This window comes from Azoarcus sp. KH32C (genome assembly GCF_000349945.1).
Classification (GTDB): Bacteria; Pseudomonadota; Gammaproteobacteria; order Burkholderiales; family Rhodocyclaceae; genus Aromatoleum.
On sequence record NC_020516.1, the window covers coordinates 1,772,056 to 1,783,695 of the forward strand.

14 protein-coding genes are annotated in these 11,640 nt (G+C 68.2%); 5 read left to right on the forward strand and 9 right to left on the reverse strand.

Going from position 1 to position 11,640, the window contains the following annotated elements; translation table 11 throughout:
• Genes AZKH_RS07775 through AZKH_RS07785 form a run of 3 tightly spaced genes read left to right on the forward strand, consistent with a single transcriptional unit; the run spans nt 1 to nt 1,983 of the window.
• Entirely contained in the window at nt 1-753 is a 753-nt protein-coding gene (locus tag AZKH_RS07775) for an OAM dimerization domain-containing protein (protein WP_015435205.1), read from the forward strand.
• A gap of 10 nt (nt 754-763) precedes the next feature.
• Nucleotides 764-1,162: a hotdog domain-containing protein gene (locus tag AZKH_RS07780; RefSeq protein ID WP_015435206.1), complete on the forward strand. Its 399-nt coding sequence runs from the start codon at nt 764-766 to the stop codon at nt 1,160-1,162.
• A 5-nt stretch (nt 1,163-1,167) separates the two neighbouring features.
• Nucleotides 1,168-1,983, forward strand: coding sequence for a 3-keto-5-aminohexanoate cleavage protein (locus AZKH_RS07785; RefSeq protein ID WP_015435207.1), 816 nt, complete (start codon nt 1,168-1,170; stop codon nt 1,981-1,983).
• A 73-nt stretch (nt 1,984-2,056) separates the two neighbouring features.
• Here AZKH_RS07785 and AZKH_RS07790 read toward each other — a convergent pair whose 3' ends face one another.
• Nucleotides 2,057-2,482, reverse strand: coding sequence for a PAS domain S-box protein (locus AZKH_RS07790; protein WP_015435208.1), 426 nt, complete (start codon nt 2,480-2,482; stop codon nt 2,057-2,059).
• 124 nt (nt 2,483-2,606) lie between these two features.
• Here AZKH_RS07790 and hmpA point away from each other — a divergent pair, with 124 nt between their 5' ends.
• Both hmpA and AZKH_RS07800 read left to right on the forward strand, forming a co-directional pair.
• On the forward strand, nt 2,607-3,812 hold the full coding sequence (gene hmpA, locus AZKH_RS07795; RefSeq protein WP_015435209.1) for an NO-inducible flavohemoprotein: 1,206 nt from the start codon (nt 2,607-2,609) through the stop codon (nt 3,810-3,812).
• A 54-nt stretch (nt 3,813-3,866) separates the two neighbouring features.
• Nucleotides 3,867-4,460: an HD family hydrolase gene (locus tag AZKH_RS07800; protein WP_015435210.1), complete on the forward strand. Its 594-nt coding sequence runs from the start codon at nt 3,867-3,869 to the stop codon at nt 4,458-4,460.
• A gap of 20 nt (nt 4,461-4,480) precedes the next feature.
• On the opposite strand, the gene AZKH_RS07805 is transcribed toward AZKH_RS07800, so the two are convergent.
• The 8 genes from AZKH_RS07805 to mdcA are packed head-to-tail and all read right to left on the reverse strand — an operon-like array spanning nt 4,481 to nt 11,579.
• Nucleotides 4,481-5,470: a bile acid:sodium symporter family protein gene (locus tag AZKH_RS07805; protein WP_015435211.1), complete on the reverse strand. Its 990-nt coding sequence runs from the start codon at nt 5,468-5,470 to the stop codon at nt 4,481-4,483.
• Nucleotides 5,467-6,414, reverse strand: a complete 948-nt coding sequence (locus tag AZKH_RS26250) for an ACP S-malonyltransferase (protein WP_015435212.1) — start codon at nt 6,412-6,414, stop codon at nt 5,467-5,469. Before AZKH_RS26250 ends, AZKH_RS07805 begins: the two co-directional genes overlap by 4 nt.
• Nucleotides 6,411-7,286 (reverse strand): triphosphoribosyl-dephospho-CoA synthase MdcB, encoded by an 876-nt coding sequence (gene mdcB, locus AZKH_RS07815; RefSeq protein ID WP_015435213.1) that lies wholly within the window; start codon nt 7,284-7,286, stop codon nt 6,411-6,413. Before mdcB ends, AZKH_RS26250 begins: the two co-directional genes overlap by 4 nt.
• Nucleotides 7,240-7,947, reverse strand: a complete 708-nt coding sequence (gene mdcG, locus AZKH_RS07820) for a malonate decarboxylase holo-[acyl-carrier-protein] synthase (protein WP_083903034.1) — start codon at nt 7,945-7,947, stop codon at nt 7,240-7,242. Before mdcG ends, mdcB begins: the two co-directional genes overlap by 47 nt.
• 10 nt (nt 7,948-7,957) lie before the next feature.
• Entirely contained in the window at nt 7,958-8,689 is a 732-nt protein-coding gene (gene mdcE, locus AZKH_RS07825; RefSeq protein WP_015435215.1) for a biotin-independent malonate decarboxylase subunit gamma, read from the reverse strand.
• A complete protein-coding gene (locus tag AZKH_RS07830; protein WP_015435216.1) occupies nt 8,686-9,600 on the reverse strand; it encodes a biotin-independent malonate decarboxylase subunit beta in 915 nt (304 codons plus the stop codon). Before AZKH_RS07830 ends, mdcE begins: the two co-directional genes overlap by 4 nt.
• Nucleotides 9,597-9,908, reverse strand: a complete 312-nt coding sequence (mdcC, locus tag AZKH_RS07835; protein WP_015435217.1) for a malonate decarboxylase acyl carrier protein — start codon at nt 9,906-9,908, stop codon at nt 9,597-9,599. Before mdcC ends, AZKH_RS07830 begins: the two co-directional genes overlap by 4 nt.
• A 9-nt stretch (nt 9,909-9,917) precedes the next feature.
• The gene (gene mdcA, locus AZKH_RS07840) at nt 9,918-11,579 is read right to left on the reverse strand and encodes a malonate decarboxylase subunit alpha (RefSeq protein WP_015435218.1); all 1,662 of its coding nucleotides are present in this window, start codon (nt 11,577-11,579) and stop codon (nt 9,918-9,920) included.
• Between the last annotated feature and the right edge of the window lie 61 nt (nt 11,580-11,640).

Sequence of the window (11,640 nt, forward strand, 5' to 3'; positions counted from 1 at the left end):
ATGACACAGCAGATCACCGAAAACTGGGTGAAGCCCTACGGCGACACGATGAACGACGGCCGCGTACAGCTCTCCTTCACGTTGCCGGTCGCGCTCGACGAGAACGCGAAGGAAGCCGCGCGCCAGCTTGCGCTGGAGATGGGCTTCGACGAGCCGGCCGTCGTGCACGCCGAAGACATGGGGCAGGGCTTCTCGTTCTACGTGCTATACGGCCAGTGCAAACACCGGGTCGACCTCTCACGCATCAAGGTCGCGAAGCCCGAGTTCGAGACCCTCGACAAGGACGCGATCAACGCGCTGATCGCCGAGAAGATGGGCCGCAAGATGGTCTTCCTCGGCGCCTGCATCGAGACCGACGCCCACACCGTCGGCATCGACGCGATCATGAACATGAAGGGCTACAACGGCCACAAGGGGCTGGAGAGCTACCACGAGGTGCGCGCGATCAACATGGGCGCGCAAGTCGATTCCGAGGAACTCGTCGCGCGCGCGATCGAGGAGCAGGCCGACGTGATCCTCGTTTCGCAGGTCGTCACGCAGAAGAACATCCACCTCGACAACCTCACGCGCCTCTCCGACTTGCTTGAAGCCGAGGGCATCCGCGACCGCGTGATCCTCGTCGTCGGCGGCCCGCGCATCTCGCATGAACTCGCCAAGGAACTCGGCTACGACGCCGGTTTCGGCACCAAGTCCTACGCCGAGGACGTCGCGTCCTTCGCGATCCACGAATGGATCAAGCGCCACGCTGCCTAAGGAGAAGAATATGAACGAAATCACCAGCATGATCCGTCTGCGCATCAGCGCTCACGACGCTCACTACGCCGGCAACCTCGTCGACGGTGCCAAGATGCTGCAACTCTTCGGCGATGTTGCCACCGAACTGCTGATCCGCAGCGACGGCGACGAGGGCCTCTTCGTCGCCTACGACAGCGTCGAGTTCCTTGCGCCGGTGCGTGCGGGCGACTTCATCGAAGCCACCGGGCGCATCGTCTCCATGGGAAAGACCTCACGTAAGATGACGTTCGAAGCGCGCAAGGTCATCGTCCCGGCCGGGATCAAAGGCCAGCCTTCGGCCTGTGACGTGCTGCCCGAACCCGTCGTCGTCTGTCGCGCGTCCGGCACCTGCGTGGTGCCGGCAGAGTGCCAGCGCAACATCCGCTGAAAACCATGGAAGAACTGATCATCACCGCGGCGCTGACCGGCGCCGAAGTCACCCGAGCGCAGCAGCCCGCGCTGCCCGTGACGCCCGACGAGATTGCGCGCGCGGCCGAGGAGTGCGCGGCGGCGGGTGCATCGATCGTCCACGTCCATGCGCGCTTGCCCGACGGCACGCCGACGCAGGACAAGGCGATCTACGCCGAGATCATCGACAAGATCCGCTCGCGCTGCGACCTCATCGTGCAGGTGTCGACCGGCGGCGCGGTCGGCATGACGGCCGCCGAGCGCCTCGCGCCGGTCGAGCTGCGCCCCGAAATGGCGACGCTGTCGATGGGGTCGGTGAATTTCGGCGACGACGTGTTCCTCAACCCTCCGGCCGAGATGGAGCACTTCCTCCATACGATGAAGGAACTGCGTGTAAAGCCGGAGTTCGAGATCTTCGACGCCGGCATGCTGCACTCCTTGCAGCGCTGGCTGAAGAAGGGCGTGGTCGAGGGCCCGGTGCATGTCGACTTCGTGCTCGGCGTGCCGGGCGCGATGGCCGGCACGCCCGAGTCGCTGATGTTCCTGCGCTCGCAGCTGCCGCCCGGCGCGACCTGGACTGTCGCTGGCATCGGCGCTGCACAACTGCCGCTCGGCGCGATGGCGATTGCGCTCGGCGGGCATGTGCGCGTCGGTTTCGAGGACAACGTCTGGTATCGCAAGGGCGAACTCGCCACCAGCAACGCCCAGCTCGTCGCGCGCATCGCGCGGATTGCCCGCGAGATGGAGCGGCCGGTCGCGACGCCGGACGAGGCTAGGGAGATCCTCGGCATCTCTCGCTGAAAAAGGGCGAGCTGGCCGCGCCTGCGTCGCTCTTCCGTGCTCCTCTCGCCACCTCGTTATCGGCGGGGTGTGCTCACGGATTCATCGCCCCGCGCGCGGCCTTCTCGCGCTCCACCCGATCGGTGACGTCCCGCGCGACGGCGACCGAGCCGATGGCCTTGCCGGTCTCGTCGGTCACCAGTGCGAAGCTCATTTCGACGTAGAGACGGCTTCCCGAGCGGTGCAGTGCGCGGGTCAATGTCGGCCGGCCGTGCAGGCGGGTCGCGCCGCTCTTCATGGCGGCGTCGAAGCCGCGCCAATGCGCCGCCCGCAGGTTCTCGGGGATGATCAGGTCCAGCGACTGACCGAGCGCGTCAGACGCGGGGTGACCGAACATCGTCTCAGCCGCCCGGTTCCATCGCCGGATGATGCCGTCGCGGTCGGAATAGATCAGCGCCTCAGCCATCTGTTCGAGGATGCGGCCCTCCAGCGCGAGGGTGTCCTGTGCCTTGTCTTCCATACGAGCTCTCCTGGCTTCGCGCGCGTCCTTCGATCGTCCCCCGACTTGCTGCCGCAAGAACTAGCGTGTACGCTCGCGCTCACAAAGATGTATAAAAAATGAATCTTATAGGAAATCACCCCCAATGGCTTCAAAACGCACGATCGAACTCGTCCAGGCAACCGTCCCCGCACTGCAGGCTCACGGCCTGGCGCTGACGACGCATTTCTATACCCGGATGTTCACCCACGAGCCCGAGCTGAAGAACATCTTCAACCTGGGCAACCAGGCTGGTGGCCAGCAGCAACAGGCGCTCGCGCAGGCCGTGCTCGCGTACGCGCAGAACATCGAGAACCCCGCCGCGCTCGCGCCGGTCGCATCGCGCATCGCGCATAAGCACGCGAGCATTGGGATCCGCGCCGAGCACTACCCGATCGTCGGCCGCCACCTGCTCGCGTCGATCCGCGAAGTCCTCGGCGCCGCGGCGACCGACGAGATCGTCGACGCGTGGGCAGAGGCGTACGGCGACCTCGCCGACGTGCTGATCGCGGCCGAGGCGGAACTCTACCGCGCGTCGGCGGCGGCCCCGGGCGGCTGGAACGGCTGGCGCGAGTTCGTCGTCGAGCGCAAGGAGCGCGAGAGCCAGCTCATTACGTCCTTCTACCTGCGCCCGGCCGACGGCGGTCCCTTGCCGCCTTTCGTCCCGGGCCAGTTCGTGAGCCTCGTGCTCCCCATCCCCGAACTCGGCCATGAGCAGATCCGCCAGTACAGCCTGTCGGAAGCGCCCAACACGGCTTACTTCCGCATCTCGGTCAAGCGCGAGGGGCAGGATCCGCAGGGCGCGGTGTCGAACCGCCTGCACGATGCCGTGAATGTCGGTGATCGCATCCGCCTGTCGCCGCCTTACGGCGACTTCTACCTCGACGAGACGCGCGACTCGCCGGTCGTGCTGGTGAGCGGCGGCGTTGGCCTGACGCCGATGATCAGCATGCTGAACGCCCTTGCGCAGACCGGGCGGCGCGCGATCTTCGTGCATGGCGCGCGCAACGGCCGCGTCCACGCGCTCAAAGGCCACGTCGAGCAGCTCGCGGCCGAACATGCGCACGTCGAGCACGTCGTCTTCTACGATGCGCCGGAGGTGGAGGACGTCGCCGGGCGTGACTACCACTTCGAAGGCGTCGTCGATCTCGAACGCGTGCGCGACCGCGTCGAACTGGCCGATGCCGACTACTACCTGTGCGGCCCGCTGCCCTTCATGCTGAAGCAGCGCGACACGCTACTCTCGTGGGGTGTTCCGACGGGGCGGATTCACTACGAAGTGTTCGGGCCGGACCAGATCGTCAGCGCCTGAGGGCCGCTGCTGGTAGACTCGGCCGCGCCCTAGCATCATGGAGACCGCAGCATCGTGAATCTGCCCGACCTGGAACGGCAACTGGCGTTCCTGAAGGAAATCGATCGACTCAAGAGCATCGTCCGCCTGACGCCGCTGATCGACCGTTCGCGCCGCGAGAACAGCGCCGAGCATTCCTGGCACCTCGCGATGTATGCGCTGGTGCTCGCCGAGCACGCGGCTGGGACCGTCGACGTGCTGCGCGTCGTCAAGATGCTGCTGATCCACGACATTGTCGAGATCGACGCCGGCGACGTGCCCTTCCACGTGCCGGCGACGCATGCGGGCCAGGCCGAGCGCGAACGGCTCGCCGCCGAACGCCTCTTCGGACTGCTTCCCGGCGCGCAGGCGGCCGAGTTCCGCGAGCTGTGGTTCGAGTTCGAGGCCGCCGAATCCGATGACGCGAAGTTCGCCAAGGCGCTCGACCGCTTCCAGCCGATGCTGCACAACGCCGCCACCGAGGGCGGCACCTGGGTCGAATGCGAGGTGACGCTCGATCAGGTCAAGTCGCGCTGCCGACCGCCGATCGAGCGCGGTTCGCCGGCCCTGTGGGCCGTCGCCGAGCAGCTTGCCGCAGATCACTTCCGCGAGGATTCGCGGGAAGGTTGAGCTTCGGGCGTGTCAGTGTGTCAGTGCGAAGCACCCGCCTGTGTGGCGCGGGCATAACGGCGCGCCAGATTCGCGCACACGAGAAGCTGCACCTGGTGGTACAGCATCGCCGGCAGCACGATCAGGCCGAGCTCGGGCCGCGATCCGAACAGCAGCCGCGCCATCGGGATGCCGCTCGCGACGCTCTTCTTCGAGCCGCAGAACACCGCGACCACTTCGTCGTCGAGCGTGAAGCCGAAGCGGCGGGCGGCGACGCGGGTCAGCGACAGCACGCCCGCGAGGATCGCGATACATAAGCCCAAAGCCTGCAGCACCGTTATCCAGCCTTGACCCGACCATAGTCCTGCGGCCGCCGAGTCGCAGAACGAGCTGTAGACGATCAATACAATCACGCCGCGATCGACGCGATTGACCGCCGACTTGTGATGCACGAGCCAGGCATGCAGGTGGGGGCGCAGGAACTGGCCGGCGATGAAGGGCAGCAGCAGTTGCACCGCAACGCCGAGGATCGCCTGTCCGATCGGCATCGAGGCGCCCGTCGCATGCATCCACTGGCTCACCAGCAGCGGCGTCACGATGATGCCGATGAAATTCGAGAGCGTCGCGTTGAACACCGCCGCGCCGACGTTGCCGCCCGCCATCGCCGTGAAGGCGACCGAGGACGAGATCGTCGAGGGCAGCACGCACAGGAAATACACGCCGGTGAGCAGCGCGGGTGCGACATGGCCGTCCAGCACGAAGGCGAGGACGGTGCCGATCACCGGGAAGAGTACGAAGGTGCAGGTCTGCACGAAGAGGTGCAGGCGCCAGTTGCGCATGCCGGCGACGAGGCGCTCGGGCGCGAGGTTGGCGCCGTGGAGCAGGAAGACCAGCGCGATGCCGAGGCCCGTGACGGTCCCGAGATGCAGCGGACCTTCGGAGCGCCCGATGCCCGGGGCGAGCAGCGCGAGCGCGACGGCGCTCAGCATTGCCGCAAGGAAACCGTCGATCTGCACGGGGCCGAGCTTCATTGGTGTACCTCCAGCCATTCGCGAAGCCCGGCGACCGAGCCGAATTCCTCGACTCCCCGTGCCGCGCCCCCGGCTTCGCCCATTTCCAGCAACTTCGCAAGATCGTTGCCGGGACCCAGTTCCAAAGCCACGTCCACGCCCAGCGAGGCGAGCGTTTCCTGGCACCAGTCCCAGTGTAGCGGCCGCGCCAGTTGGGCAGGAAGGTTTGCCAGCGCGTCGCTGCGTCGACGCAACACGTTGCCGTCGATGCCGGCGAGCACGGGGACGACGGGATCCGCGAGCGGTGAGGCGGCGAGCGCGTCGCGGAAGGGCTCGACCGCATCCGCGAGCCAGCGCGTGTGGGACGGCACCGAGACCTGCAGGCGCTTGAGGTCGGCGTGCTGCACGGCCGGGTCGGCGACGAAGGCGTCGATGGCCGATTCCGGGCCGCCGAGCACGAGGTCGCCGCCGGGGCGGTGGATCGCGATCTCCAGTCCGTGCGTAGTCATCGCGCGCTCCCGGGCAGCGCGCATCGCGGGGGTGCTGCGACCGCGCCACAGGACCATGCACCCTTCCCCGGAGCCGGGGGGCAGTGTTGCCGCGACCCTGTCCATCAGCTCGGCGCGAAGACGCACGAGACGCAGCGTCTGCGCGACGTCGAGCGCGCCTGCGACGTGCCACGCCAGCACTTCGCCGAGCGAATAGCCGGCAACGACCGCGGGTTGGGGCACGACGGACGCGATCCGTGCCCAGGTCGCGATCTGGTACAGCGCAATCGCGAACTGCGCATTCGCGTTGGCGAATATCTGCTTCGCGTCGAGCCCGCGCCACCACGTCGCGATGTCCTGGCCGAGCACCTCGCTCGCAAGCGCCCGCAGCTCTGCGCAATCCGGCGCATCGAGGATGTCGTCGAGCATCCGGCTGTGCTGGCCGGCTTGTCCCGAACAGAGGATCGCGAGTTTCATCCGGCGCTCGTATCGAGGTGATGGGCGAGCCAGGTCGCGGCGACGAGGTCGGCGCTGCCGCCCGGGCTGAGATTGCGCGCGACCATCCAGCGGTGGATGTCGAGCAGCCGTTCGCGCCAGTCGTGCTGCAGGACGCCGCCGGCGTGGTTGAAGGCCGCGGCGGCCTGCTGCACGTCGCGCAGGCCTGCGTCGCCCCCGCGCCACAGCAGGTTCGTGTCCGGCAGTTCCGCCATCAGCGCCATCAGCGTGCCGACGAGCGCCTGATCCTCGTCGACGCCAAGGGCGAGGAGGCGTTGCAGGGCAGGGAGGCCGATCCCGTAAACGCTCGGAAAACCCTCCGCCGCCTCTTCGCGCGCGCCGCCGACACGATAGCGCTGCCATACCGCTTTGCCGTGCGACGCGGGGGCGGTGCCGCGCGAGCCGAGGATTGCCGCACCCCAGCGCACCGAGACGATTTCGCCGCAGCTCCGGCCTTCGAACCTGTCGGTTACGCTCCGTAGTCCGTCCGCGGCGGCGAGCAGACCCAGGTTGAAGATCGCACCCCGATGCGTGTTCGCGCCGCGCGTCGCAGCAAGCATGAGCGCCTCGGCCGCGATCGCGACGACCTGCAGCTCGCCGTAGTCGGCGTCACGCGCCCCGGCTTCCGCGATCTGCGCGAAATAGCCCTCGAGTGCGGCGATGCTGTCGACGAAAGTCGCGTAGTTCATGTCGCGATGACTGCCCGAATCGACCGGCGTCACGAGGCCGGGCTTGGGCCACGCGTCGATTTCGTGCTTCAGCGCGGCACGGCAACGCGCGTCGAGCGCATCCCATCGCGGAGAGATTTCACGCCGGGAGGACGGCTGCAGCAGCGTGGTGACCAGGGTTTCCATGGACGGCTCCAGGGGGAGAAGGCACGCCGAAGAAGTCTTCGGCGCTGATGAGTCGCACGTCGTCGTCGGACTTGGCGAGCAATTGTCCGCCGCACGCGAGGGCGTTCGCGAGCTCGCGCCATGCGACCGCCCAGCCGTTGGACATGCGCAGCTCGCCGTCCAGCCGGGGCGCTCCGTCGCCGTGTGCTTGCAGGATGGCGAGCGCCGCCAAGACTTCGTCGTGATTGCCGCAGTCGATCAGCAGATCGATGTCGCTGTCCTTGCGAAGGCAGGGCTCGCCCGTGAAGGCCTGAGTGACCAGCGAGCCATAGGCGCGAGATGGCATCCCGGCCTGCCGCAGGGCGAGGGCGAGGGCGTTCAGAGACGTCTGCCAGCCTTCGGGCGCATGATCGACCAAAGCCTCCAGCAGGAAGGGCGCGCAATGCGCGACGATGGCCTCACGCGGCGCACGTACCTCGACCCGCCGGCGCGCGCCGGTGCCCGACAGCGTGAAGCCGAGGCGCACGCCGCCGGGCTGCCCGAGCTGGCGCCCGACGACGAGCGGCAGGCCGCGCGCGATCCAGTCGCCGAGTTCCGCGCGGTGGTCCTCGGTGACGCCGAAGTCCGCGAGCGGAAAGGCCGGATCGAGCCAGACGAGGTCGTGGCGTCGCATGGTCCTCATTGGCGTCAACTCAGGCCTCGAGCACCGTCGCAGCGACCTTGGCCGCGAGTGTCCGACCGCCACGTTCGGCGCCAATGACGGCACGACGGTCCGCACGCGGGCCCGAGAGCGCCGCGTCGAGGGCGCCTGCGAGGCGCTTGTCCCAGTCGTCGCTGCCTTCCGGCCACAGCTCGTCGACGGCCCCCATGCGCCAGTAGTTGTCCGCCCCCGGCGCGAAGACCGGCGACTCCTTCGCGAGCCCTTCGAGGCGGTCGAGGGCGATCTTCGTGACGCGGGACATCGCGCGCAGGTCCATCACCCGCACTTGCGCCCCCGGCAGCGCGCACACGCGCTCGGCGAGCATGCCGAAGGCGAGGAAGCCGCCCGACACCGCTCGCCCGTGGATCAGCGTCAGGATCGGATGGCCCCGTCGGCGCGCGAGATCGACGCAGCGCGCGACGTGTGCGAAGCAGCCATTGAGACCAAGCAGCTCCTCGCGGCGCGACAGCTCCTGGCCCTCGGTGTCGGCGATGAAGACGATGGGGCGGGGCTCCGCAGCGGACTTCGCATCCTCCGCGACGACATCGAGAATCGCGCCGGACACGGCAAGCGCGAGATCGCCATCGACGGCGGCCGAATTCCACGTACCGATCACCGCGACCGGGCGGCCGGCGACCTCCGCGTTGCCGCGGACGAAATGGCCGCGGACCTCGACGCCGTGGCCCGCGCCGAAGAGACGTTCGAAAACAGTGACATCACTCATGACTGGACCTCCGCATGCAGGGCGGCAAGCTGGGCATTGAAGGCGTCGGCGGTGAGCATCGGCACCGCCTGCGGATCGGGGAAGCCAGTGCTGCGCCAGACTTCGAGCCCGTCGCGCGTGTCGGCGAAACGTTCGCGGCGCTGCTGCAGCCGCTGCTGCGCCGCCTGCAGCAGCTCCAGCTCGTCGAGCGCATCGCGTCCGGCCGAGCTGCGGTCGAGGCAGCCGACGACCGCCTCACGGAAGCTCGACGCATCGTCATCGACCAGCGCCGTCGCCTCGCCGAGCGCGCGCCTAAGCTTGCCGCCGGTCACGCGCCACACCAGCGAGCGGTCGCGCGAATCGAACTCGCCGACGCCCTTCACCGTCTCGATCACCTCCGGACCGGACAGTCCCAGCCGGCCTTCCTCGGACATGATCACCTCGTCGCACAGCCGCGTGACGATGCCCATCCCGCCGAAGGCGCCGCAGGAGCCGCCCACCAGCGCGATCACCGGAATGCCGGCCGCCTGCACGGCGAGCACCGCCCGCATGATCTCGGAGATCGCGATCAGGCCCGCGTTGGCCTCGTGCAGACGGACGCCGCCCGAATCGACGAGGAGCAGCACCGCTGCCGGCCTGTCGCGCAGCGCGCGTTCCAGCAGCCCGCGGATCTTCGCCCCATGCACCTCGCCGACCGCGCCGCCGTTGAACTTGCCTTCCTGGGCCGCGAGCAGCACCGGACGGCCGCCGACGCTCGCCCGACCGACGACGACGCCGTCGTCGAATCCGACTGGGGCATCGAGCCGTGCGAGGTGTGGGCTCGTCATACGCAGCTCGGGCGGACAGAACTCGGTGAAGCTGCCTTCATCGACCAGCGCCGCCACGCGGGTGCGGGCGCTCGCCTCGAAATAGCTGACGCGCTTGGTCTTCATTGCTTATCGCTCCGCGAGGTTTGGAAGGCCTGGTCGAGACGCAGGCTCACGACGGCGGGCGTTGCACCGGCATCATTGATCGCGATGCGCAGCCCCCCCGCGGGGTGGCGCTTCGCGAAGTCGGCGAGCACCGCTTCCCAGATCTCGCGGAAGCCGTGCGCCGAGGTATTCACCTCGATCGTGCAGGTCGCGGGATCGTCTCCGCGCTCGACCAGCACCTCCAGGTTCCCCGACGACACGACCCCGCACAGGGCCGTCCCACGGGCGCCCGCCGCGCTGGCGGGCAACTTGATCTCGAATCGTTCCACGTCGGGCTCCTACCAGTTGCGGAATTTCTTGGGCGGGTCGTAGAGCCCGCCCGAGGCATGGACCAGGTCCTTGATGTTGCGCGCCGCGAGCAGGTCGCGCGTCGCAAGCCGCGCGTCGATCCCGAGGTCCTCGGGGCGGCGGATGATCCCGCGGTCGCGCAGGTTCTCGACCGCTCGCCGGTCGCGCGCCATGCCGACCGGCGTGTAGCCCGCGACGCCGCGGATCGCCTGTTCGCGCTCTTCGCGGGTGCGGCACAGCAAGAGGTTGGCGATGCCTTCCTCGGTGATGACGTGCGTCAGGTCCTCGCCGTAGATCATCACCGGCGGCAGGTCCATGCCGGCCGATTCGGCGAGATCCCAGGCGTCCAGACGTTCGACGAAGGCTGGCTCCATGTGTTCGCGGAAGGTCTCGACGATCTGCGCGACGAGCTTCTGGCCGCGCGGCATCGGGTTGTCTCCGCGACCTTCGCGCCCGGCGCGCAGCCAGGCCTGCGACGCATGCCGCCGTCCGCGCGCATCGGCGCCCATGTTCGGCGCGCCGCCGAAGCCTGCGATGCGGCCCTTGGTCGCCGTCGAGCTGTTGCCGTTGAGATCCAACTGCAGCGTCGAACCGATGAAGAGATCGCAGGCGTAGTGGCCGGCCGCCTGGCAGAACGCGCGGTTCGAGCGCATCGACCCGTCCGGGCCGATGAAGAACACGTCCGGCCGCGCCGCGACGTAGCGCTCCATGCCCACCTCGGAGCCGAAGGAATGCACGGACTGCACGAAGCCCGCCTCGATCGCCGGGATCAGCGTCGGATGCGGGTTCAGCGCCCAATGCGTGCAGATCTTGCCCTTCAGGCCGAGGTCGGCGGCGTAGGTCGGCAGCAGCAGCTCGATTGCGGCTGTGTCGAAGCCGATGCCGTGGTTGAGCCGCGTGATGCCGTATTCGGCATAGAGCCCCTTGATCGCGATCATCGCCGTGAGCACCTGGGTCTCGGTGATCAGCGCCGGATCGCGTGTGAAGAGCGGCTCGACGTAATGCGGTGTCGGCGCCGCGACGGTGAAATCGACCCAGTCCGCGGGGATGTCGACGCGCGGCAGGTTGTCGACGATCTCATTGACCTGTGCGATCACGATGCCGCCCTTGAAGGCCGTCGCCTCGACGATCGCCGGCGTGTCCTCGGTGTTCGGGCCGGTGTAGAGATTGCCCTCGCGGTCTGCCGCCTGAGCCGCGACCAGCGCGACCTGCGGCGTCAGATCCACGAAATAGCGCGCGAAAAGCTCCAGATAGGTGTGGATCGCGCCGATCGTGATGCGGCCGCTTTCGACGAGTCGCGCGAGACGCCCGGCCTGCGGCCCCGAGAATGAGAAGTCGATCCGGCTCACCTGGCCGCTCTCGATGATGTCGACGTGCTCGGGCAGCGCCAGCACCGACTGCACGAGGTGCAGGTCGCGCACCCGCGACGGGTCGGTCTTCGTCAGCGCGCGCGACAGGAAGTCGGCCTGCTTCTGGTTGTTGCCCTCGACGCACAGGCGATCGCCCGGTTCGATGACGGCTTCGAGCAGTGCGACGATGTTCTCGGGCGCGACGTTGCGCCCGTTCGCGAGACTCGCCGCCCGCTCCAGGCGGCGGGCACGGTTACGCGCCCGCGTGTCCCAGGCACGGCCCGGGGATTCGGGTGAATTCATTCGATGGACTCCAGGATGATCGGTCTGGGGCCGCGAGGGGCGGCGGGCTCTCGGCACGCCG

What these genes read in the sequence shown, in the direction of transcription:
- AZKH_RS07780 (WP_015435206.1), top strand. Translation starts at nt 764, where the DNA reads ATGAACGAAATCACCAGCATGATCCGTCTGCGCATCAGCGCTCACGAC.
- AZKH_RS07790 (WP_015435208.1), bottom strand. Translation starts at nt 2,482, where the DNA reads ATGGAAGACAAGGCACAGGACACCCTCGCGCTGGAGGGCCGCATCCTC.
- AZKH_RS07785 (WP_015435207.1), top strand. Translation starts at nt 1,168, where the DNA reads ATGGAAGAACTGATCATCACCGCGGCGCTGACCGGCGCCGAAGTCACC.
- hmpA (WP_015435209.1), top strand. Translation starts at nt 2,607, where the DNA reads ATGGCTTCAAAACGCACGATCGAACTCGTCCAGGCAACCGTCCCCGCA.
- mdcB (WP_015435213.1), bottom strand. Translation starts at nt 7,286, where the DNA reads ATGGAAACCCTGGTCACCACGCTGCTGCAGCCGTCCTCCCGGCGTGAA.
- AZKH_RS07775 (WP_015435205.1), top strand. Translation starts at nt 1, where the DNA reads ATGACACAGCAGATCACCGAAAACTGGGTGAAGCCCTACGGCGACACG.
- AZKH_RS26250 (WP_015435212.1), bottom strand. Translation starts at nt 6,414, where the DNA reads ATGAAACTCGCGATCCTCTGTTCGGGACAAGCCGGCCAGCACAGCCGG.
- mdcE (WP_015435215.1), bottom strand. Translation starts at nt 8,689, where the DNA reads ATGAGTGATGTCACTGTTTTCGAACGTCTCTTCGGCGCGGGCCACGGC.
- mdcA (WP_015435218.1), bottom strand. Translation starts at nt 11,579, where the DNA reads ATGAATTCACCCGAATCCCCGGGCCGTGCCTGGGACACGCGGGCGCGT.
- AZKH_RS07805 (WP_015435211.1), bottom strand. Translation starts at nt 5,470, where the DNA reads ATGAAGCTCGGCCCCGTGCAGATCGACGGTTTCCTTGCGGCAATGCTG.
- mdcG (WP_083903034.1), bottom strand. Translation starts at nt 7,947, where the DNA reads ATGAGGACCATGCGACGCCACGACCTCGTCTGGCTCGATCCGGCCTTT.
- AZKH_RS07830 (WP_015435216.1), bottom strand. Translation starts at nt 9,600, where the DNA reads ATGAAGACCAAGCGCGTCAGCTATTTCGAGGCGAGCGCCCGCACCCGC.